Consider the following 21,394-nt stretch of genomic DNA (forward strand, 5'->3'; position numbering starts at 1 on the left):
GATTGTCGGTTTCTTCGCCCTGTCCGTCACGGACAGGGCGAAGTCGTTTTGTGCGGTGCAGTCCCCGTAGGGTCTTCCCCGGCCCGCGCCGGAATGGAGCGCGCGGTACAGGCCCGGTCACCGTGAGGGGGACGCAGTACGGCCGGGGCCGGCCCCATCCGTGGTCCTGAGGGGCAAGTTCGGCTCGTCGACTACTTGAGCTCCTTGTCAGTCAGAAGCAGGAAGTCGACAGCGCAGCTGATGCGGCTGTGGAGGTCGTTGAGGGTGTACCAGGAACTCGGGCTCAGCGCTGAGAGGTCAGGCTGGTCCATCAAGCCGTACTGGACGCGGCGGTGATGGGCGCCGAGTCCCTGGAAGATCAACGGCACCAGCTTGACCATGCGGACGTCCGTCGCCCCTGCGGTGATGAACCACCCATCCTGGATGGGGAAGAAGTGGTCGAAGGCTTCGAGCGCCGTTGGGATCTCGTCGACCGGGATACCGGAGTACTTCGACATCCACTCGAAGTCCTGCTCCTCTCGGTCTTCGAGGTAGAACCCTCCCCATCCCCACAGAAACTGCTGCCAGAAGGTCGCGTAGCGCCGGAAGTTGGGTTGCTTCCGCAGCCACTCCATGCCCGAGTGGAAGCTCGAAGGGAGGGCGTGGTACGTCAGCCCTTGGAAGATGAAGACCCTTCGGTCCTCCGACATGCTGAACTCCGACGCGCCGTCAGGGTGTGCGAGCGCGTAGTCGACGGCGGCCTTCAGGATGGCCAGGCGGGCGCGATGCTCGAGGTAGGTGCATGCCTGGAGTTCCGGATACTTCCCCTTGAGCATTGCCTTGTAGCTCGGGCTGTCAGCGGGCGCCGACTGCGGTTCGAACGTGCCCCCATCGAGTTCGTGCGCGTAGCCGCGAGTCAGCTGAGGATGCCCCTGGTACGCCTCGTACAGCATCGCCACAGACTCTTCGGGAGCCCGCGAGAGGAAGGTGCCGTTGTTGATCTGGCGATGGTAGGTCTTCGCCGCCTTGGCGCCCTCCTCGCCCTTCTTCGCCCGCCCATGGATGAGATTGACGAACCTACGCTCGACACCGTACGAGAACCGCCAGAGGCCGATGAGTTGCGGCTCTATGAAGGCGCCGAAGCCCTTTTCGGAGAAGTGCTCTGGAGCGGCTTGGAAGTCGTCGAAGCAGACGACCTCCAGGCCCAGCGGGCTCATCCGGGTGGGAGCAGTCGTACGGTCGTCCCAACGGGTGTGGAAGAAAGCACCGTGCTGGATCTTCAGGTACTGCATCCAGCCGACGACTTTGAAGAGATCGATCTACCCCCCTTGCCACCTTTGACCTCGATGAGCCGCCGTGAGGCTTGCTCGCCTGCGTAGTCAGTGGTGACGATGTCGAGCTCGAGGAGGTCCGCAGGGTCGGACTCCACGATCTGCTTCTCCACGAAGTGGCCCGATGCTTGAAACAACGCGGCGATGTAGTCCTCAAGCTCCTCGCCGGCCCCGGGGATGTCCGGCAACTTCACGACCCTCTTGCTCATCAACCACCCTCTCTGTGCCGCGCGAATATACCGGCGCGACAACAGGGCGGCTACGCGTTTCCGGAACGCTGCCTATCACTGCGCTAGAGCCCCGGTGCAGTCACCACGCCGAACCTGACGGCGGCCGCCAGCGTGCGAGCGGACAGGTCGTGGACGGCGAAACCCCGAGACCGCCGGGTGAGCGGACCTCTACGATCTTCAGACGATCCATGCGACTGGTCTACCCGGCTGGCGAGCTGGCTTGTCGGTGTGGTCCCGGATGCTTGGAGTTCACCTGGCACGAGGGACAACCATGACTCTGGACTTCAACGCGGACCAACCGGTAGTCGGGCTGGCGCGGCAGCGAGAGCTGATAGGCGCCGTCCTGAACGCCAGCAGCGCGGACGAGACGCGCTGGCTGGAGTGGAAGTCCCAGCACGACGTTTCGAAGGCGGCGGGAGCTTTCGCAGTCTCGAAAGCGATCCTCGGCTTCGCCAACCGGACGCCTGATGTGGCGGAGCAGTGGGTTGGAGGCCACGCCTACCTCTTGGTAGGGGTTGATGAAGACGCGATCCACGGGGTTCCGACGCATGATGTTGAGAAGGTCGACGGCTGGCTGAGGCGCTACCTGGGCGAGTTCAGCCGCTACCAGTTCACGTACGTCCCCATGGACACCGACGAGGGCAAGCGCCACGTCATGCTCGTCGACGTCGCTCCTCCCCGGTGGGGCGACCTTATTCACCCCCTGCACAAGGAATATGAGAGCTACCGCCCGGGCACCGTCTTCCACCGGTACGCCGGCAAGACCGAACCTGCTCGCCCAGCGGAGATCTACGCCCTCACAGAGCGCGCCCGCCGAGCAACGAAGCGCGTGAACGTCGACGTCACCATGACCGACGGCACCGTCGCCCTGCTGGCCCCGACCGAGGACGTCCGTCGAACGATCACCGACTCCCTCGGCGAGGTGATGATGCGACAGGTGGACGCCGCAGAGGAGAAGAAGAAGGCTCCAGCTTCGGACCCGTTCAGGACCTTCCGGTCACTGCAAGTCCTGTGGCCTGACTCCCGCTCCCCGGAGGAATTCCGACAGGAGGTGGACGAGTACCTGAGCGACTTCGATCTCGCGATGCAGCATGTTCTGGCACAGGCGGTGAGCGCCACAGGCACGCCAGTGACCCTCACGTTGACCAACCCCGGCGAAGACAACCTCACCAAGGTCCAGGTGGTGCTGAGCCTCCCCGACACCGTCACGGCCCACGTCACGGCCGACGCTGAGGAAGAGATCGGCTGGCCTCACCAGCCGGCCAAGTACGGAGAGGGCATCATCCCCGGACTCGGCATCCACCAAGGGGTGCTCGGGGTGCAGCCCGCGGCCTACCATCTGCCGTCCCTGCATTCCCCGGACATCGAGCAGCAGGATGGCCGCACGCTCATCCGCTTTGCCCCGGTAGACCTACGCCCCCACGAGACCGTGACCCTCGACGCGATCACGGTTTACAGCAGTCAGGAAGCCGACTCTTTCCCTGCGGAGTGGCGAGCGACTGCGACCAACGTCAGCAGCAACGTGCAGCGGTCTCTGTCGATCCCCGCTCAGCGCCTGGAACTCGACCTGCGGGGCGTACTTCGTCCCATGTTCGGAATCAGCGACGACGCAGAGCAAGAAGAGGGCGGGGGCGGCTAAGGGCTGTCCCGCCGTTCGAGCGGCAAGGCTTATCCGGGGCCTTGCTCCAGTGTGGCCCGGTGCCGCGAGGGCAACGAGTCCGCCCAGCGCCGGTTCCGCCACCAGGTGCCGAAAACCCAGGCGGCCGGCGAAGGCCCCGTGCGAGCCTGGCGCACATGACGACGGAACAGCGCGACATCCCATCACGGCGTGTGGCTGACCAAGGCGAACGGCGAGCCCTTCGTCATGCTCAGCCAGAAGGATTGGCAGGTGAAGCCCCGGCCCATGGCGCCGGAGGAGATCGGCAAGCTCTCCGACGCCTTGCTCGCCCTGTCCAACGACATCTTCGACTGGACTGTGCGGGTGCTCGGCGAGGAGGGGGAGACCGGCTCGTAGGTCGGATGCTTCGGACGCGTCGATCCGTCCGGCGTACCTTCGCCCAGCTCAGTTCGTTGGTCCCTCCCGGGCTCAGAATCCCCGGTTCCCTCAGAGCCCTGTCGGGCTTGTGGAGAGGCTAGACGGGTTGAGCGGACGGCCAAGACGAAGGCCCAGGCTTGGGAGCCGTAGTCTGGCTTTGTGTCCCGCCGAGCGTGGCAGCTGGTGCACAGCCTCCCAGCAGCCCGCCGTGCGGCCTCACCGCTCAGCGGCTCTGACGCTCATTTGACGCTCCGGGCGTCCGGCAGCCTCCTGGCGGGCCCCCTAAACCCGTCCTGACCTGCATGTTCTCTCGTGTTGGCGCAACGTGACATGTTTCCGATGACGCATCATGTGGAGTGCGTGGCGATCCTGGAGCCGGTCGCAAAGGGCGTCTGACCGGCTGGTTCTTCTTTTTCCCAGGTCCTGGACGGGTCCCCCCCGGGGCGGCCGCGGTCACTGATCTGCTGAAGCCGCAGGCCCGGGTGCGGGGCACCCGGGATCGTAGGTTCCGGTTAGGAGACGATGCGACGGGTGAAGGCCAGGGTGAGGGTGAAGATCTCCTCCACCTGGGCTTCGGGAAGCCCGTGCCAGCCGTGGTCGGCGTCGGGCACCGTCCGCAGCTCGACCGGTGCCTGGGCGTCGTCCAGTGCCGCGGCGAGGGATTGGCTGTGTGAGCAGTGCACCATGGTGTCCTCCTCGCCGTGGACGAGGAGGAACGGTGGCGCGCCGGAGTGGACGTGGGCGAGAGGGCTGGCTGCGCGGGCGCGCTCCGGGGCGGCTGACGGGGCCGCGCCGAGCATGAGTGCCTCGGGGGTGGCGGCGTCTTCGGGGGCGAAGCAGCCTCGTGTGGCGATCAGGTCGCTCGGTGCGTACCAGATCGCGGCGCCCGCCAGTGGCGGATCGGCGTGGGTCAGGGCGAGGAGCGAGGCGAGGTGTCCGCCGGCGGACTCTCCCCACGCCACCGTGCGCGCGGTGTCGATACCGAGTTCCGAGGAGCGCAGGGTGAGCCAGCGCAGTGCGGCGCGTAGATCGTCCAGCGGGGCGGGGAAGGCGGCCTCACCGCTGAGTCGGTAGTCGACGCAGGCAACCGCGATACCGGCGGCCGCGATGCGCGCGAAGGGTTTGGGACTCCAGTGGCGCGTGCGCATCCCCATGTCGTCGCGCCGGCCGCGTCGCCAGGCGCCGCCGTGCACGAACAGCACCAGCGGAAGAGGCTCCTCCTGGACTGCCTCCGGCAGCCACAGGTCGAGTTCCAGCGGACGGCTGCCCTCGACATTGGCGTAGGGGACGCCGCGCAGTTCTCGTACACCGGGCTCGCTCGGTGTACCGGGCGGTAGAGGAGCGTGGTCCGGGTGGGGCGCGGCGATCAGTTCCCGCAGCGAGGGACCAGTTGCCGTCATCGGGTCCGCCACTGGTGGTCGGGCAGGAAGCGTACGTCGTACTGCTCGGGGACAGTGGCGAACTTGTGGGGTGCGGGGACGACCGGCTGGTGCGGCAGGCCGAGTTGCTCGGCAGGGGCGCCGAGGTTCTCGAAGAACCGCTCGAAGGTGCCTCCAGGGCCGGCGGCGACGCCGACGACCTGGCTGTGATGGCGCTCCATGCGGTAGGCGTGGCGGCAGTTCTTGGGTACGAAGCCGAAGTCGCCGGGCGTGAGCAGCTTTTCCTGCTGGTTGCCCTCGGTGTCCTCGACGAACAGCCGGACCGCGCCTTGGGTGATGTAGAAGACCTCGTGGGTGTCGGTGTGCAGGTGGGCCGGGATGAGGTCGCCCTTGGGGCCTTCGACGGTGAAGAAGTTGAAGGTGTTCTCGGTCTGCTCGCCGCCGGCGTAGATGGTGATCAGGTCGCCGAACAGATGGGCGCGGTCTCCCTCTCCCTTCTCGATGAAGTAGGGCTTGCCCGGTTCCGCGGGTATCCGTGATGCCTGCCGGTAGCGGGTGGCGTACTCGATGGTCATGTGTTTCTCCAGTGATCGGACTCTTATCGAGGATGTCAGGTAGCCTGACATGAGAGAGTGTCGGTAATCAAGCGCTGATACGAGCCGGCACCCATGTGAGGAACAGATGCAGTCCACCCGCCGCAACCTTCCCCAGTTGCTCGGAGAGGCTCGGCGCTGGTTCGAAGAAGGACTGCTGGCGGGCCTGGAAGCAGCCGGAGCCACGCCGGTGTCCCCGACGCAGGCCCAGCTCTTCGCCGTGCTGGACGACCAGGGCACCACGGTCTCCGAGCTGGCCCGGCGCATGGGCGTCACACGGCAGACCGCGCACCAGGCCGTGCACGGCCTCGTCGCCACCGGGCTGCTCGAACAAGTCCCGGACCCCGCCTCCACCCGACAGCGTTTGATTCGCCGCACCCGTGAAGGAGAACGCGCACACCGTCAGGCCGGCATCATCCTTGACCGGCTGGAAGTGCAGCTCGCCGAGCGGATCGGCCAGGAGGCGGTCGATGCCCTGCGGGCGACGCTGGAAACTCCATGGGGCCGGCCGCCCTCCCCGAGATCGGAGTGAGGCTTCAGAGGCGGAGCAGGCGCTCGGCGTTGAGGTGGCAGATCTTGGCGCGGTCGGGTTCGCTGATCGGGGCGGTCTCGATGAAGTGGACGGCTTCGTGGTTGCTTTCCAGGGGGTAGTCGGTGGAGAACATGATGCGGTCGGCGCCGAGCGCGAGCAGGCTGCCGAGTAGCGGGGCGTGTGCGCAGACCCCGCTGGTGGTGATCATGATGTTGTCGCGGATGTAGTCCGAGGGGCGTGGCCTGGCCAGGCGGATGCCGCGCTTGTTGAGGAAGTCCCATCGGCTGTCGAGGCGCCACAGGTGGCCGGGGAGTCCTTCGCCCATGTGGCCGAGGATGAGGGTGGCGTCGGGGAAGCGGTCGAAGACGCCGCCGAAGATGATGCGCAGGGCGTGGGTCGCGGTCTCCATGCCCCAGCTCCACATCGGCCCGATCAGTTCCTCGTGGCCGCGCAGGTTGTGCCAGACGTCGTAGGAGCTGGCCGGGTGCAGGTAGATCGGTACGCCGAGGGCCTCGGCACGCTCCCACACCGGCCGGAATCTGTCCGCGTCCAGGTACTCGCCCCGCGTGTGGCCGTTGATCAGGGCACCCCGCAGGCCGAGTTGGGTGACGGCGCGCTCCAGCTCGGCCGCGGCGCCTTCCGGGTCCTGCAGGGCCAGCGCGGCGAAGCCGGAGAAGCGGGTGGGGTGCTTACGGGCGATCTCGGCCAGGAAGTCGTTGGCCTCAGCGGCCCGTCTGACCGCCACGGAGGTGTCGGTCTCCGCCTGGATGCCCGGCGCGGTCAGGGACAGCACCTCCATGTCGATGCCGAGCTCGTCCATCTGCGGCAGGCGTACATCGGTGAAGTCCAGCAAGTGCCTCCGAGCGGTGTCCCATTGGGGTGGGTCGAACAGGGCGGCGGCGGGCAGGCTGTAGTGGGCCAGGGCGGCGGTGGTGAAGTGCTCTTCGATCGCGATCTTCTTCATGGCGAGGGTCCTCCGGAGTGAGGGGTGCGGCTGCGAGCGGAGGCGAGACCGGTCGGAATGGGGCCAGAGGGGGAGGTGGAGACGGCGGTGGAGCCAGTAAGTCAGCCGGCTGCGGCGCTGTCGGCCGTGCCGATGGCGGTGGTCGTCCGGCGCGGGGCGGTGTGACCGAGCGGACCCGTGGGCACGGCGATCGCTGCCGTGGCGCCGACGGCGGCGGTGGCGGCGAAGAAGTAAAAGTTCCATTCCAGGCCCAGCCCGGAGTCGAGGATGCGCCCACCGAGCGAGGGACCGACGATCGCGCCGAGCCGTCCGACGGACAACGACCACCCGACGGCCGGGACGCGCAGGTCCGCCGGCACGCAGCCGATCAGGTAAGCGTTGACGAACGCCTGGCAGGCCAGCAGCCCGAAGCCGCACATGAGCAGACACAGGTACAGGACCCAGCCGGCCGGGCCCCGGCTGATCACGAGCAGACCGGCGGCACCGACCAGGAAGGCGCCGGTCACCACGCGCTTGGGGCCGAGCCGGTCGGCGAGCACCCCGCCGGGCACCATGCCGGCGCCCGCGCCGATCCACGACAGGCACGTCATGGTCAGGGCCGAGCCGATGGAGAAGCCGCCGGTCTGCATGAGCGTCGGCAGCCACGTACTGAAGCCGAAGATCAGCAGCAGCCCGCAGAAGGTCATCAGCCAGAACAGCAGCGTGGTGACGACCAGCGGGCTGTGGAGCAGCGGGCCGAGCCCCAGGAACCGGTGCTTGGGTGCCGATGGGGCGGACGGTTGCGGGGCCGGCAGGCCGAATCGGGCGGCGGTCCGGGCGGCTTCGTCGGCCCGGCCGGTGCGCACCAGGTACAGCGGGCTCTCGGGCAGGCGGAGGAAGGCCCACGGCACCACGGTGAGCAAAGCGGCGGCGCCGACGAGATACAGCACCCGGAAGGAGACGTCCGGCAGCAGCCACGAGCCGAGAAGCGGTGCTCCGAGTGAGCCGACGCAGGAGCCGGCCATGGTGATGGCGATGTTGCGGGCGCGTACGTGCGGTGCGGACATGTCACCCACGGCGGCGGTGAGCGTGGGCAGTACCACGCCCAGACCGATCCCGGCGAAGAGGCGGGACGCGGCGAACACGCCGGGCCCGTCGGCCAGGGCGGAGCCGAGCATGCACAGGGAGAAGAACGACAGGCCACTCAGGAGCAGTCGGCGGGTGCCCAGGCGCCGTCCTGCGGCCCCGGCGATGCCTGCGCCGATCAGCATGCCGACGGCGACGAGCGATCCGATGTCGCCTGCTTCCTCCTTGGACAGGTTCCAGCCGGGCTCGTGCAGCAGGGCCGGCACAGTGGCTCCGTACACGGACAGGTCGTAGCCCTCGAACATCGCGATCAGGGCGGCCATGAGGATGAACAGGCGTACGTCCGTAGGGTGTTGTGGGTCAGGGCATCTTGGAGACGGTTTCGCTTTCATGACGGCGATCCCTTTGGGTCTCGGGGCAGGTGCGGGTGCAGGTGCAGGCGGCGGACGCGGGAAGCACGTGCCCGGAGACTGGCGACGCGTCGTCACGGTGTCGGCTTCATGGCGCCGAAGTCCGTTTCGATGCGCTCCTTGGCCTGCAACAGGGCGTCGGTGATCGCCTGTTCGCGCCCCGCGAAGCGTTGCGTCGGGGTGGGCACACTGATGGCCGCGGTGCCCCAGGCCGCGGTGCGGATGGCGACGCCGGCCGCGGATATGCCGAGGGTGTGCTCCTCGCGGTCGAAGGCGACGCCGGCGCGGCGGATGTCGTCGAGCTCGCGGTGCAACGCCGGGCGGGTGGTGAGGGTATGGGGGGTTTCGGCGGTGAGCCGGTTCGGTACGGCGTGCTCCAGGGCGGCCGCCGGGAGAGCGGCGAGCAGTGCCTTGCCGGGGGCGCAGCAGTGCAGAGGGAAACCGGCGCCGACCGCGCTGACCGCGCGCAGCCGGCGGTCGGCGACGACCTGGTCGACGAAGACGACCTGGTGGTCCTCCATGACCGACAGGTCGATGGTTTCCTTGAGTTCGCGGGACAGGTCCTCCAGGTAGGGGCGCAGGTCGACGATCATCGCTGACCGCACGGAGGCGGCCATGCGGGGGATCTCCGGGCCCAGCCGGTACCGCCCGCGGGTGCCGGCCACGGTCACCAGCCCCTCCGCCTCCAGGGCGCCGAGGATGCGGTGGACCGTGGACTTGGCGAGACCGATCCGTTCGACCACCTCGGCCTGGGTAAGGCCGGACGGGGCTGCCTGGAGCAGGCGCAGCACCTCAGCCGCGCGTGCGATGACCTGGATGCCGCTCGCACCGCCGCGCCCCGGCCTGGCTCCAGATTGCTCGTCAACCGCCGTCATGGCATGTGTTCCCTTCTCACGTCGTGTCCCCCGGACAGCCTGCCGTACGGGTGCCGTAACGGTGCGGTCCGGGTGGCACGGCGTCCGTTCGTCTCCTTCCCTCCGGTCTGGCCGGTTTCTTAGGTCTTGCGGTCCGGCAGGGCGAGGAGCTGTGCGGTCTCCTCGATCCCGGCGAGGGGCAGGTCCAGGTCGTGGGCCAGGGCGATCGCCCGGTCGACGAGGGGCCGATTACCGGGGGCGAGCTCGTCCTTGCGCAGGTGCAGGGTGTCCTCCAGGCCCGCGCGGGCGTTGCCGCCGAGCGCCAGGCCCATGGCGGTGAGCGGCAGGTTGTGCCGTCCGATCGCGATGACCTGCCAGATCGCGCCCGGCGGCAGTCGGCGGACCATGGTGAGGAGGTTGTCCGCGGTGGCGGCCATGCCGCCGCGGACGCCGAGGACGAGGGAGAACTGCAGCGGCTCGGCGAGCAGCCCCTCCTTCCACATCCGCAGGCACGCGTCCAGGTGCCCCGTGTCGTAGATCTCCAGCTCCGGTTTGACGCCGAGCTCGCGCATGCGGGCCGCGAGACGGCGTACCTTGTCCGGCGGATTGCGGAACTCGCCGTCGCCGAAGCTCATCGAGCAGGGATTGAGGGTGGCCATGCGGGGCCGCAGCTCCACCAGCCGCGCCCGCTCCTCGAAGGGCACGCTGAGTCCCACTCCGGTGGAGAGCTGGATCAGGATCGGGCAGCGTGCCGTGATCAGGTCCATGGTCCGGCGCGCGATGTCCAGGTCGGCGGTCGGCCGCTGGTGCTCGTCGCGCAGATGGATGTGGGCGACCGACGCGCCGGCCCGGTAGGCGTCGGTGACGGCTTCGGCGATCTCCTCCGGGGAGGTCGGCAGGTGGGGGTTGTCGGCCTTGGTGGCGATCGGTCCGGTGGGCGCGACGGTGATGACGACGCCCACGTCAGGTCTCCTCGTGTGGCAGGGCGACGGTGACGAGCAGAGTGGCGGGTCGCCTGGACCGGTTCTCCACCGAGCGGATCTGGTCCTTGGCCAGATGTACGGAGTCGTAAGGCCGCAGGGTTTCCGCATCGCCGTCGGCGGTGACCACAACCTCGCCGTCCAGGACGACGTACACCGTCTCCTCCACCGTGGGCGCCGCGTCCGCCGCTCCGCCGGGCAGGTAGTACGACAGTCCGGTCCAGAAGCGTGCGGTCGGACCGGCTTCGTGGCCCTGCAGCCGCAGTGCGCCGACGCCGTGGTGCGACGGCGGCTGGTACGGCGGGGCCTGCTGGAGCCGGGTGACGCGCATCGGACTCATCCGCGCTCACCCTTCTCGATCCGGTACGCGCCGGTGGGGTCGACGATGGCGACCAGACGCACGATGCATCCGTCACCTCCGGTCCAGCGCCACGGGAACGCGGCGAAGGTGACGCGCTTGCCGGTGACCTTGTCCAGGTCACCGCCGACGTTCTCGAAGCCGATGATGCCCTTGGAGAGGATGGCGCGGTGGCACGGCTCCCACTCGGGAAAGTCGTCGAGGACCTTGCGGCCGGTCTCGGCCTCGTACTCCTCGCAGGCCCACGGCAGCAGGCCGTTCGGGCTGCCGGGACCGTGCGGGCCGATGGCGGTGGCCAGCGGGTGGTCCAGCGCCTGGGTGTCGGTTCCGACGGCCTTGACGCCCTTGGCGGCGAACCATTCACCGGCCTCCTTGTAGAAGCCGGGGGAGTAGGCGTAGTAGTCGCTGTTGTCGCCGTAGGTGTGGTGCCAGCCGGTGTTGACGATGACGATGTCACCGGGGCGGATCTCGGGGGTGGCCGCCTCCAGGTCGGCGGCGGTGACGACCTCCCACTTCTTCTTGGGGATCGACACGACGACGCCCGTGCCGAAGAAGGAGCTGAGCGGTATCTCGTCGAGCAGCGGGGTGTTCTCCACGACGTGGCCGGGGGCGTCGATGTGGGTGCCCGAGTGCATGACCGTGGTGACCTTCTGGGTGAGCACGCGGGACTTGGACATGCTGTGCAGGCGCTCGATCTTCACGTCCTCGAAGTAGGGCCAGCACGGCGTTCCGTGCCCCCACGGGTGGGAGAGGTCGTAGAACTCCAAGCCCTGCTCGTTGGGGCCGAGGGGCCAGGTGAAGGGGGTGTTGGACATGGTGTTCTGCCTTTCGTTCTTCATCGGTGTCCGGACGTCAGTCGGGGTAGGGCAGCAGGGTCGCCGCGGTCTTCTCCCAGGCCGCCTTGAGCTCCTTGAGCAGCCGGGGCTTGTCACCGGCGCGATCGGCCTGCTCCCTGGCGTCCTCAGCCAGGTCGTACAGATGGTCGGCGCCGGAGGAGTCCTGGTGGTACTTCCAGTCGCCGCGCCGCAGCGCGCGGTTGGCCCGGACCCGCCAGAACAGGTCGCGCTCCGGCAGGTTCTCGCCGCGCAGGAGGTAGCCCGCCAGGCTCGTACCGTCGAGCGGATAGTCGCGATCCGGCCGGGCGCCGGCCACCTCCAGGAGCGTGGCGGTCCAGTCGATGGTGTGGTTCGGCTCGTGGCTCACCTGGCGGGCGCCGATCCGCGCGGGCCAGCGGAGGATCGTGGGGACCCGGATGCCGCCTTCCCGCAGGTCTCCCTTGCCCCCGGTGAGCGGCCAGCTGTAGGAGAAGCGCTCCCCGCCGTTGTCGCTGGCGAACAGCACCAGGGTGTCCTCCTCCTGGCCGGATCTGCGGAGCGCGTCCAGCACCTCGCCGACGGCGTTGTCCAGGCTCTCCACCATCGCGGCGTACTTCTCCACCGAGCCGCCGTCGAAGTGCATCAGGGCCCGGAGCGCTTCGGCACCGCCCCCTGCCTCCTCGATCTTGGCGGCGATCTCCGCCCCGGTCTCCGCGTCGTCCTCGGTCAGCCACGGCCAGTGCGGGGTGGTGAAGTTGAGGTTGAGCAGCCACGGTGCGTCGTGGCCGCGGCCTACGTACTCCATGGCCCGCTCGGTGAGGACGGTGGTGTAGTAGCGCAGGTCCTGGTAGGTCGCGTCGCCCTCGTACAGGTCGTACTCACCCAGCGGTCCGAGCTTGGAGAAGTACTCCAGTCCGCCACTCAGATTGCCGAAGAACTCGTCCCAGCCGGACTTGGTGGGGCTGTAGTCGGGCAGAAAGCCGCAATGCCACTTGCCGATGAGCGCGGTGGAATAGCCGGCGGCCTTCAGCAGGGAGGCCAGTGTGGGGTGGGTGGGGTCCAGCCCGTCGGAATGGTCGGCGATCGGCTCGGCCAGCCCGCCGTGGGTACGGCCCGGGTAGCGCCCGGTGTAGAGGCCGAACCGGGTCGGGGAGCAGGAAGAGGAGGCGGAGTAGCCGTGGGTGAAGCGCACGCCCTGGCGGGCGAGCCGGTCCAGGTTCGGGGTCTTGATGTGCGGTGCGCCGTAGCAGGACAGGTCGGCCCAGCCCAGATCGTCGGCGAGGATCACCAGCAGGTTGGGGCGCCGCGTGTTCTTACCATTGGTCCGGGCGCGGAACGGCTGTTTCGTCCGCGGGGCACTGCCGCTACCGGATGCGGCAGAGGCGGAGGCCGGGGTGGCCAGTTCGGTGACGGCGGCAAGTGCGCTTCCGCCGAACAGCCCGCCCAGGGTACGGCGGGATATGCCGGCGGCGGCGGTGGTGTTGGGCGGGTGGGAGCTGTCGGTCATGGGGCTTCCGCATCTCGATGGGGGGTGGGGATTCACGCCGCGGGCAGGTCGTTGTCCGCCGTGGCCGTGGCCGTGGCCGTGGTCGTGGCCGTCGCCGTCGCCGCGAGCTGCCGGGCGATGTGCCGGGCCAGGCGTGCGCCTGCCTGTTCGCGGCTGCCCTCGGGCCAGGTGAGGAAGCCGCGGCCGCTCTTCGCACCCAGGTCGCCCGCCGCCACCAGCTCACTCAGCAGCGGAGAGGGGCTCGGGGAGCGGTTCAGGTCGGGCAGGACGGCTTCGTGGATGGCCAGGGTGAGGTCGAGCCCGACGTAGTCGGCGTTCTCCAAGGGGCCCATGGCGGCCAGACGCAGGCCGATGGTGTTGCGTACCACCGTCTCGACCGTCTCCGCGGTGCACACTCCGTCCGCGACCAGCGCGATCGCCTCGCGCCACAGGGCGTGCTGGAGACGGTTTCCGACGAATCCCGGTACGTCGCGCTCGACGCGCACCGGCAGTTTGCCGAGGGACGTCAGAAGAGCGGTGGTGCGCTCCATCGCCTCCTCGCTGGTGTGCTTCCCGCGGACGACCTCGACCACAGGGATCAGGCCGGGCGGGTTCCACCAGTGGGTGCCGACCACTCGCTCGGGGCGGGTGGTGCGTTCGGCGATGCTGCTCACCGGCAGTACGGAGGTGTTGCTGGCCAGCAGCGCGTCGGGCAACAGGCGGCCCAGGCGGGCGAACAGATCCCGTTTGGCCTCCAGGCTCTCGGCGACGGCCTCGACGACGAGGCTGGCTCCCGTGACGGTTTCGGCCAGGTCGGTGCTGCCGTCGACGGCCCCGTCGACGTCCCGCAGGCTGTCCACCGCGCCGCGCAGGGCGTCGGCATCGACGTCATGCAGACGTACCGGATGACCCGCGCCCGCGAACACCTCCGCTATACCGCGGCCCATCAGACCCGCGCCGACGACGGCGACGGTCAGCATGCGGTGTACCCCCCGTCGAGGTACAGGACCTGGCCGGTGACGAACGAGGAGGCGTCGCTCAGCAGGTAGATCAACGCCCCGGCGAAGTCCTCCGGTTCGGCCAGCCGGCCAAGCGGGATGCGGGCGAGCATGGCCTCGCGGGTCGCGGTGGCCTTCTCGTCCTCCTCGTACATCCAGGCAGTCAACTCCGAGCGGAACACGGTGGGAGCCAGCACGTTCACCCGGACTCCGGCGCTGCCCCACTCGGCGGCGAGGCTGCGGCCGAGCAGGTCGACCGCGGCCTTGGACGGGCAGTACGCGGAGTACCCGGCGGGGTGACCCAACCGGCCGCGGGTGGAGGACACGAGTACGACGCTGCCCCCGCCGCCCTGGCCGAGCATGTGCCGCCCGGCGGCCTGGCACATCAGCCAGGAGCCGCGGACGTTTGCCGACTGCACGGCGTCGAAGTCCTCGACCTTCATCTCGGTGATCGGCGCGACGTGGTTCATGCCGGAGGCGACGAGCAGACCGTGCACGTCACCGTACGTCTTCACGGCGGCGGAGAGGATCGCCTCGGCGTCGTCCGGGGTGTCCGGCCGGTGCCGGACGGTCTCGACCGGTCCGGGTCCGTCCAGTTCCGCGGCCAGCGCGTCGAGCTTGCCGGCGTTGCCACCGGCAAGGGTGAGTCGAGCGCCCAGGGCGTTCAGGGCGCGCGCCGCCGCACTGCCGAGGGCGCCGGTGGCGCCGGTGATGACAATCGAACGCCCGTCAAGGGTGAAGCGGGAGAGGGGAGAAACAGCAGGAGCGAGTGCCACGAGAACCCCCTAGGTTCCGTGATGCGAATCAATCGTGCCGGAATGCGGTTCAACGTAGAGGCGGCTCGGCGCATGGTCAATGGGTCGTGCGCAATCCGCTGTTCACCTGGTCCGAAACTCTTGGCCCCGTACGGACATGCGGATGCCGAGGGGCGGGGCCGTCCCTGGGAACGACAGGTGCGTTTGAAGGCCACTGGTTTTGACGCTCCGTCACCCTCCAGGCCGGGCTCCGCGCTGCCCGCGTTCTGTGGCGAGGCCGCGACAGAGGCGTTTCGACGTCTCGACGTGGCCGCGACCTTCTTGCACACTGACCGCCACGGCGTTGGACGAGTCGCCCCCGGGTCGTCAGGCCGCCGCGGGCGGCCGCGCGACGGCCGACCGGAACGCACAGTCGGGAATCGGTGAGGGCGCCTTGGAAGACTCGCTCGTACATGAGCCGCAGCATGCCGATGAGGAGCCTTCACCAGCGGCGGACGAAAGAGGCGCCCCGACGACCCGCCGCCGCAGCTCCGAGTCGGCCACCGGGCCCGTGCTGGGCCGGGCGCTCCAGATCCTCGGGGCGTTCAGCGCGAACTGCCCGGAGATGACGTTGAGCGAGCTGTCCCGGCGGTCCGGGCTGCCGGTGTCGACCGTGCACCGGATGCTCGGTGAGCTCATCGCCTGGGGAGCGCTGGAGCGTGGTGACAAGGGGTGCTACCGCGTCGGCCTGCGGCTGTGGGAAGTCGCCTCCCTCGCGCCGCGCGGACAGGGCCTGCGCGAGCGGGCGCTGCCGTTCCTGGAGGATCTCTCCCAGATCACCCGCGAGAACGTTCAGCTCGCGGTGCGCGAGGGTACAGAGGTGGTCTTCGTCGAGCGCATCGCGGGGTCCGGTGCGGTGCCCGTGCTGACGCGCGTGGGCGGGCGTTTCGCCCTCACGGCCACCGGCGTCGGGCTGGTACTGCTCGCGCACGCCCCTACCGAGGTACAGGAGCAGGCGCTCGCCGGTCCCCTCGAACGCTTCACGCCATGCACGGTCACCGATCCGCGCGAGCTGCGGCGCATGCTCGCCGAGACGCGGACCCATAGCTACGCGGTGAGCGACCGTCAGGTCACGATGGACGCCCTGTCGGTCGCCGCCCCGGTGCACGGCAGCGACGGTACGGTGATCGCTGCGGTCTCGCTGGTGGTACGCCACGGCAGCACCTCCGCGCACGCGCTGGCCCGGCTCGTCTGTACCAGCGCCCGGGCGATCTCCCGCGCCATGATCACGCCGCAGGTCTGAACCGCGCCGTCCTGCGCCCGAACTTCAGCACCCGCCCATGCCGCGTCGCGAGCCAAGCCTCCGCGGCCAGGTCCTGATGTACCTGATGTCCGTCTGCCCACGGCAGCGCGGCCAGCATTTCGCAGACGTTTCCCGGTATCCGGAAAGACCCCTGGTGACCCGAGGGCGCCGACCCCACGATGGTCCGCACCGGTCGACGCCCGGGACCCGGTCCGCCGCGGAGGGTGTCGACGACCATCACGCAGTCGACAACGGAGTGCTGCCATGGTTCTGCCACCCTCTTCCCCCCGTCCCGGATCCGTCCGGTGACCGGCCCCTCCCTGCGCGCCGCCCTCGACGAGGGGCCGATGAGCCGCTTCCAATGGGGCGCGATCGCGGTGTGCGTCCTGCTCAACATGCTCGACGGCTTCGACGTACTCGTCATGGCCTTCACCGGCAAAGCCGTGTCGGCGGAGTGGGAACTCAGTTCTTCCGAGCTCGGGCTGCTGCTCAGCGCGGGCCTCGTCGGCATGGCACTGGGCGCGATGTTCGTCGCCCCGTGGGCCGACCGGATCGGCCGCCGACCGGTCATCCTCGGCTGCCTGGCGGTGGCCGCCGTCGGGATGCTGCTCTCCTCGGTCAGCCAGTCGCCCGTCCAGCTGGGCGCGTTGCGCGTGCTCACCGGAGTCGGCATCGGAGGTGTCCTGGCGTGCAGCAACGTCATCGCCGGCGAGTACGCCTCCCGCCGCTGGCGCGGGCTCGCTGTCAGCCTCAATTCCACCGGCTACGCGGTCGGCGCCACCGTGGGCGGGCTGCTCGCGGTCGGCATGATCGGGCAGTTCGGCTGGCGCTCCGTCTTCCTGACCGGCGGCCTGGCCACCGCTGTCGCCGTCCCGTTGGCCTACTTCTGCCTGCCCGAGTCCGTGGACTTCCTGGCCTCCCGCAGGCCGAAGGGCGCTCTGGAGCGGATGAACGCCCTGGCGCGGCGCATGGGCCAACCGCCGCTGGAGAGCCTGCCCGAGCCCACCGCCCGACCGTCCGGAGTCGGGGCCGGATTCCGCGAGCTGCTCTCACCCGCGCTGCGCCGCTCGACGCTGCTGCTGTGGTCCGCCTTCTTCCTCGTCATGGCCGGCTTCTACTTCGTGACGAGCTGGACGCCGACCTTGCTGGTCGAGGCCGGCCTGTCCGGCACCCAGGGCCTCACCGGCGGGACACTGCTCAACCTCGGCGGCATCTTCGGCGCGGCCGCGCTCGGGGTCCTCGCCGCCCGCTTCGTGCTCCGCTCCGTACTCATCGCCTACCTGATCACCACGGCCGTGATGCTGTCGGCCTTCATCGCCTCGACCTCCTCGCTGGGGGCGGCCTTCGCCCTCGGCGCCGTGATCGGCCTGTTCGCGAACGGCTGCGTGGCCGGCCTGTACGCCCTCACCCCGGCCACGTACGGCCCGGGGATCCGGGCCACCGGACTCGGCACCGCCCTCGCGGTTGGCCGCATCGGCGCGATCCTCGCCCCTACCGTCGCGGGCGGCATGCTCGACGCCGGCTGGAGCCCGCAGAACCTCTACCTGGCCGTCAGCCTGATCTTCATCGCCACCGCGGCCCTCCTCCTGCTGCTGCGCCCCGCCACGGCAGGAGGCACGGAGCCCGCCGCCGCGGCCCCGGTCGCCGGCACCACGCACTGAACGCCCCACTCCGAAGGGAACGATCATGACTGCTTTCGTACGCGATCAGTGGTACGTCGCCGCCTACGGCCGTGAGGTCGGCCGCGAGCTGCTCGGACGCACCGTACTGGGCGAGCCGATCCTGCTGTACCGCACGGAGGACGGCCGTGCGGTGGCGATGTCGGAGCGCTGTGTGCACCGGCGCTTCCCGCTGTCGCAGGCGCCGAGCCGGCTGGACGGCGACCGGGTGGTGTGCGGGTACCACGGCTTCACCTACGGCACCGACGGCGGCTGCGTCTCCGTGCCCGGCCAGCAGCGCATCCCGCGCACCGCACGGCTGAAGACCTACCCGGTCGTCGAGCAGGACTCCTTCGTGTGGGTCTGGATCGGTAACCGTGAGCCGGGGGACACCCTGCCGCCCCGCGCCACGTGGATGGACTCGCCCGACTACACCGTCGTGTCGGGCATGGAGCCGATCGACGGCGACTACGGTCTGCTCGTCGACAACCTCATGGACCTCTCCCACGAGACATACCTGCACGGCGGTTACATCGGCACTCCCGAGGTGGCCGAGACGCCCATCACCACTGAGGTCGACGACACGGCTGGCATCGTCCACGTCAGCCGCCACATGGACGACGCCGAATGCCCGCCGTTCTACGCGAAGTCCACGGGCATCGAGGGCCGGATCACCCGCTGGCAGGACATCGAGTACCACGCGCCCTGTCTCTACCTGCTCCACTCGCGCATCGCGCCCGTCGGCGCACCCGGCCCGAATCCGGACGGCAGCGACCCGCACGCCTTCCACGTCGAAGTCGTCTACGGCATCACCCCGTCGACGGAGAAGACGACGTACGACTTCTGGGCCGTGGCCCGCGACTTCGCCCTCGACGACCAGGACGTCACCGAATTCCTGCGCGGCAACAACCACACGGTGGTCATGCAGGACGTCGTTGCCCTCAACGTGCTGCAGAAGTCCCTGGACACCGAGCCGGCCGGCTACCAGGAGCTGAGCATCAACATCGACACCGGCGGACTCGCCGCCCGCCGCATCCTCGCCCGCCTGGCACAGGAGGGGGCCGCGAAGCAGGCCCGGACGGTGGCCCGATGACCCCGCTCCACCCACCCGCCCTCTCCGGTGAGGATGTCCACCGCATCCACTGGGTGCTCGGTACCGACCGGCTGCTGGCCGTCTGCCACTGCGGTGCGCAGCGGGAGTTCGAGGACCCGGTGGAGCTGTGGGACTGGCTCCTGGGCCACCCCGAGGACCACCGCCCCGGCCCTGCCTCGGAGTCCGCTCCCGCATCCACCCCCCAGCCTCGGCACGCGGCCTTCGCCTGAAGCCGCCCCCCGGTCCCGGCCCCGAAAGAGAACCACCATGACCATCACAAGCCCTCAAAGCACCGAGGTCGAACTCGACCTGACCCTGGTGTGCAAGGAGACCCTCGCCGAGGGCGTCGTCCGGCTCAGCCTGGCCCACCCCTTCGGCGAGCGTCTGCCCGCGTGGAGCCCGGGCGCCCACATCGACCTGGTGCTGGGCCCGGACCTCGTACGGCAGTACTCGCTGTGCGGCGACCCGTGGGACACCTCCCTCCTCCAGGTGGCCGTGCTGCGCGAGCCGCAGAGCCGGGGCGGCTCCCGCTACGTGCACGACACGCTGGCCGAGGGCGACACGGTGCGGGTGCGCGGCCCCCGCAACCACTTCCAACTGGTCGACTCCCCCCGCTACCTGTTCATCGCCGGCGGCATCGGCATCACCCCGGTCCTGCCGATGATCGCCGCCGCCGAGCGGCGGGGCGCCGACTGGCGGTTGGTGTACGGCGGCCGCAGCCGCGCCACCATGGCCTTCGCCGGGCAGCTTGTCAAGGACCACCCCCACCGGGTGGCACTGCGCCCCCAGGACGAGACCGGCCTTCTCGATCTGGAGGGGCTGCTCGGCAGCCCTGCCCCCGGCACCCTCATCTACTGCTGCGGTCCCGAGCCCCTGCTCAACGCGGTGGAACGGCGGTGTGCCTCCTGGCCGGAAGGCACGCTGCACATCGAGCGGTTCACGCCGAAGTCGCGGGAGGACGACGCCCCTTCGACCTCCTTCGAGGTGGAACTCTCCCGGAGCGGCATCACAGTCACCGTCCCACCGGACAAGACCGTCCTCCAGACGGTCGAGGAGGCCGGCGTGCAGATCCTGTCCTCGTGCCAGGAGGGCACCTGTGGCACCTGCGAGACCGCGGTGCTCGACGGGGTGGTGGACCACCGCGACTCCCTCCTCACCCCCGTCGAGCAGGCCCGCAACGACACGATGTTCATCTGCGTCTCGCGCGCCGCGTGCCCGCGCCTCGTCCTGGATCTGTGACCCACCGGCTGCCCGCTACCAGGTAGTCACGTGTGGCGCGCTCTCGGGACGGGTGCCTCCGGAGGGTGTGGGGATCACCGGGGCGGCGGGTCGGCGGCGCCGTGATGACCACCGCGCGCGGAGGGCCGTGGCGACCCGCTCGCCGAGGAGGATGCCCGCCAGTCCGCACAGGCTCAGCAGCGGCGGCGCGGGTGCGGCGACGTCCAGGGCCCAGAAGACCGCGCCCATCACGGTTCCGGCGAGGAGGGAGACCCCCGCCCGCCGCGCGAATGCCGCCGCACGGGCCTTGCGTGGGGCGGTCACAGGGCCTCCAGGGCGGCCTGGCTCAGCAGCATGCCGAGCAGGCCGCACAGCGCGACGGGCGGGGGGGCGGGGGCTTTCACTCGCAGTGCCACGTACAGAGCGCCGACCACCATCCCGGCCAGCAGCACCTTCACGTATGCCATCAGGACCCAGCTCCCTACGAGAAAGCGACTTACGTCAGGCTACCTGACATCACGTGCGGCGCGGCGCTACAGCCCCTCGCCGTCCGCCGAGATCGTCGTCATCAGGCGGTCCAGGTGTGAGCGCATCACGGCGATCAGGTCGAATGAGCGCCCGCCGGCCAGCCACTGGAGCCGTAGTCCGGCGTCGAGCGCCGCGCACTGCCGGGCGATGTTCTCGTGGTCCAGGCCAGCTTTGAGTTCACCGGACTCGGCGCCGGCGCGCAGGCGGTCCGCGAGTTCGCGTACGCCCTTTTCCTGCCAGTGGGAGAAGAAGTCGTGCGCGGGGTGGTCCGGTGCGGTGGCCTCGGCGCCGATCACGACGGCGAGTTCGAGGACCCCCGGCATGTTCAGCGATTCGGCGGTGTCTTCCAGGTGGCAGCGGAAGGCCTCCCGTACGGAGTCGGGCACGCGTACCCATTGCTCGTCGAGCCGCTCGTGCCAGTACTGCACCACGGCCAGTAGCAGTTGCTGCTTGTCGCGGAAGTGGTGGAGCAGCCCGGCGTCGGTGATGTCGGCGTCGCGGGCGACGCGAGCCAGTGAGGTCTTGCGGTAACCGTCCTGGCCGAAGCGCAGAAGCGCGGCCTCCAGGATCTGGTTGCGCCTGGCCAGCCCTGTTGTGTAGCCGCCGCGCGGCCCGCGTGGTGTCCCCATGCGTACCACCGTACCGATCGCCGTCGTCGGCTCCCACGAGAGTGTCGCTGCCGCATGGCAGGGGACGCCTCACCTCCAGCCATGTGACGTGCGTCACTCTCTCAATGCCTAGCGTGCACTAAGTATTGGTCTCATCATCATCCGAAAGCGAGCGAGCATTTCGCGCCTGTGGCCAGATATGAGCCCTGCTGACGGCCTGCCGTTCCACGCACGAACCCCACC

Annotated in this window: 24 protein-coding genes; 8 read left to right on the forward strand and 16 right to left on the reverse strand. The window is 69.4% G+C overall.

The window, feature by feature from the left end:
* Positions 1-191 precede the first annotated feature (191 nt).
* Both G412_RS0119795 and G412_RS40235 read right to left on the reverse strand, forming a co-directional pair.
* Positions 192-1,271, reverse strand: a complete 1,080-nt coding sequence (locus tag G412_RS0119795) for a hypothetical protein (RefSeq protein ID WP_028813590.1) — start codon at positions 1,269-1,271, stop codon at positions 192-194.
* Complete coding sequence (locus G412_RS40235; RefSeq protein ID WP_028813591.1) at positions 1,259-1,519, reverse strand: hypothetical protein; 261 nt, start codon at positions 1,517-1,519, stop codon at positions 1,259-1,261. Before G412_RS40235 ends, G412_RS0119795 begins: the two co-directional genes overlap by 13 nt.
* Before the next feature lie 292 nt (positions 1,520-1,811).
* Between G412_RS40235 and G412_RS37270 the strand changes: the two genes are divergently transcribed.
* A complete protein-coding gene (locus tag G412_RS37270) occupies positions 1,812-3,179 on the forward strand; it encodes an AlbA family DNA-binding domain-containing protein (protein WP_028813592.1) in 1,368 nt (455 codons plus the stop codon).
* A 189-nt stretch (positions 3,180-3,368) separates the two neighbouring features.
* Positions 3,369-3,554, forward strand: coding sequence for a hypothetical protein (locus G412_RS0119810; RefSeq protein WP_028813593.1), 186 nt, complete (start codon positions 3,369-3,371; stop codon positions 3,552-3,554).
* 533 nt (positions 3,555-4,087) lie between these two features.
* Here the strand turns inward: G412_RS0119810 and G412_RS0119815 are convergent.
* Complete coding sequence (locus G412_RS0119815; RefSeq protein WP_028813594.1) at positions 4,088-4,975, reverse strand: alpha/beta hydrolase; 888 nt, start codon at positions 4,973-4,975, stop codon at positions 4,088-4,090.
* Positions 4,972-5,529 (reverse strand): quercetin 2,3-dioxygenase, encoded by a 558-nt coding sequence (locus G412_RS0119820; protein WP_028813595.1) that lies wholly within the window; start codon positions 5,527-5,529, stop codon positions 4,972-4,974. The genes G412_RS0119815 and G412_RS0119820 overlap by 4 nt, the downstream gene beginning before the upstream one ends.
* Positions 5,530-5,635: 106 nt before the next feature.
* On the opposite strand from G412_RS0119820, the gene G412_RS0119825 reads away from it, so the two are divergent.
* Positions 5,636-6,079 (forward strand): MarR family winged helix-turn-helix transcriptional regulator, encoded by a 444-nt coding sequence (locus tag G412_RS0119825; RefSeq protein WP_028813596.1) that lies wholly within the window; start codon positions 5,636-5,638, stop codon positions 6,077-6,079.
* A 4-nt stretch (positions 6,080-6,083) separates the two neighbouring features.
* On the opposite strand, the gene G412_RS0119830 is transcribed toward G412_RS0119825, so the two are convergent.
* The 9 genes from G412_RS0119830 to G412_RS0119870 form a co-directional block, all read right to left on the reverse strand.
* On the reverse strand, positions 6,084-7,043 hold the full coding sequence (locus G412_RS0119830; RefSeq protein ID WP_028813597.1) for an amidohydrolase family protein: 960 nt from the start codon (positions 7,041-7,043) through the stop codon (positions 6,084-6,086).
* A gap of 101 nt (positions 7,044-7,144) precedes the next feature.
* A complete protein-coding gene (locus G412_RS35265) occupies positions 7,145-8,431 on the reverse strand; it encodes an MFS transporter (RefSeq protein ID WP_244283124.1) in 1,287 nt (428 codons plus the stop codon).
* Between the two features lie 161 nt (positions 8,432-8,592).
* On the reverse strand, positions 8,593-9,393 hold the full coding sequence (locus G412_RS0119840; RefSeq protein WP_028813598.1) for an IclR family transcriptional regulator: 801 nt from the start codon (positions 9,391-9,393) through the stop codon (positions 8,593-8,595).
* 119 nt (positions 9,394-9,512) lie between these two features.
* The gene (locus G412_RS0119845; protein ID WP_028813599.1) at positions 9,513-10,334 is read right to left on the reverse strand and encodes a beta-keto acid cleavage family enzyme; all 822 of its coding nucleotides are present in this window, start codon (positions 10,332-10,334) and stop codon (positions 9,513-9,515) included.
* A 1-nt stretch (position 10,335) separates the two neighbouring features.
* Positions 10,336-10,692 carry a beta-D-galactosidase gene (locus G412_RS0119850; protein ID WP_208857910.1) on the reverse strand — a complete coding sequence of 119 codons (357 nt, stop codon included), beginning with the start codon at positions 10,690-10,692 and terminating at the stop codon, positions 10,336-10,338.
* Positions 10,689-11,549 carry a cyclase family protein gene (locus G412_RS0119855; RefSeq protein ID WP_208857911.1) on the reverse strand — a complete coding sequence of 287 codons (861 nt, stop codon included), beginning with the start codon at positions 11,547-11,549 and terminating at the stop codon, positions 10,689-10,691. The genes G412_RS0119850 and G412_RS0119855 overlap by 4 nt, the downstream gene beginning before the upstream one ends.
* A 13-nt stretch (positions 11,550-11,562) precedes the next feature.
* On the reverse strand, positions 11,563-13,032 hold the full coding sequence (locus tag G412_RS0119860; RefSeq protein ID WP_051338488.1) for a sulfatase family protein: 1,470 nt from the start codon (positions 13,030-13,032) through the stop codon (positions 11,563-11,565).
* Between the two features lie 32 nt (positions 13,033-13,064).
* Positions 13,065-13,991 carry a 3-hydroxyacyl-CoA dehydrogenase family protein gene (locus tag G412_RS35270; protein ID WP_078607184.1) on the reverse strand — a complete coding sequence of 309 codons (927 nt, stop codon included), beginning with the start codon at positions 13,989-13,991 and terminating at the stop codon, positions 13,065-13,067.
* Positions 13,985-14,785, reverse strand: a complete 801-nt coding sequence (locus tag G412_RS0119870; RefSeq protein WP_028813603.1) for an SDR family NAD(P)-dependent oxidoreductase — start codon at positions 14,783-14,785, stop codon at positions 13,985-13,987. Before G412_RS0119870 ends, G412_RS35270 begins: the two co-directional genes overlap by 7 nt.
* A gap of 529 nt (positions 14,786-15,314) precedes the next feature.
* Here G412_RS0119870 and G412_RS0119875 point away from each other — a divergent pair.
* From G412_RS0119875 to G412_RS0119895, 5 genes are all read left to right on the forward strand, one after another.
* Positions 15,315-16,046, forward strand: a complete 732-nt coding sequence (locus G412_RS0119875) for an IclR family transcriptional regulator (protein WP_028813604.1) — start codon at positions 15,315-15,317, stop codon at positions 16,044-16,046.
* Between the two features lie 305 nt (positions 16,047-16,351).
* Positions 16,352-17,707 carry an MFS transporter gene (locus G412_RS0119880; RefSeq protein WP_037649311.1) on the forward strand — a complete coding sequence of 452 codons (1,356 nt, stop codon included), beginning with the start codon at positions 16,352-16,354 and terminating at the stop codon, positions 17,705-17,707.
* A gap of 25 nt (positions 17,708-17,732) precedes the next feature.
* A complete protein-coding gene (locus G412_RS0119885) occupies positions 17,733-18,797 on the forward strand; it encodes an aromatic ring-hydroxylating oxygenase subunit alpha (RefSeq protein WP_028813606.1) in 1,065 nt (354 codons plus the stop codon).
* The gene (locus G412_RS0119890; RefSeq protein WP_028813607.1) at positions 18,794-19,027 is read left to right on the forward strand and encodes a DEAD/DEAH box helicase family protein; all 234 of its coding nucleotides are present in this window, start codon (positions 18,794-18,796) and stop codon (positions 19,025-19,027) included. The genes G412_RS0119885 and G412_RS0119890 overlap by 4 nt, the downstream gene beginning before the upstream one ends.
* Before the next feature lie 37 nt (positions 19,028-19,064).
* Complete coding sequence (locus tag G412_RS0119895; RefSeq protein WP_037649313.1) at positions 19,065-20,036, forward strand: PDR/VanB family oxidoreductase; 972 nt, start codon at positions 19,065-19,067, stop codon at positions 20,034-20,036.
* Positions 20,037-20,051: 15 nt separating this feature from the next.
* Here the strand turns inward: G412_RS0119895 and G412_RS35275 are convergent, their stop codons facing one another.
* The 3 genes from G412_RS35275 to G412_RS0119910 form a co-directional block, all read right to left on the reverse strand.
* On the reverse strand, positions 20,052-20,339 hold the full coding sequence (locus G412_RS35275) for a DUF1427 family protein (RefSeq protein ID WP_037649315.1): 288 nt from the start codon (positions 20,337-20,339) through the stop codon (positions 20,052-20,054).
* Positions 20,336-20,482, reverse strand: coding sequence for a DUF1427 family protein (locus G412_RS38315; RefSeq protein ID WP_078607186.1), 147 nt, complete (start codon positions 20,480-20,482; stop codon positions 20,336-20,338). Before G412_RS38315 ends, G412_RS35275 begins: the two co-directional genes overlap by 4 nt.
* Before the next feature lie 66 nt (positions 20,483-20,548).
* Positions 20,549-21,172, reverse strand: coding sequence for a TetR/AcrR family transcriptional regulator (locus tag G412_RS0119910; RefSeq protein WP_028813609.1), 624 nt, complete (start codon positions 21,170-21,172; stop codon positions 20,549-20,551).
* Positions 21,173-21,394 lie beyond the last annotated feature (222 nt).

This window comes from Streptomyces flavidovirens DSM 40150, assembly GCF_000429085.1.
Taxonomy (GTDB): Bacteria; Actinomycetota; Actinomycetes; order Streptomycetales; family Streptomycetaceae; genus Streptomyces; species Streptomyces flavidovirens.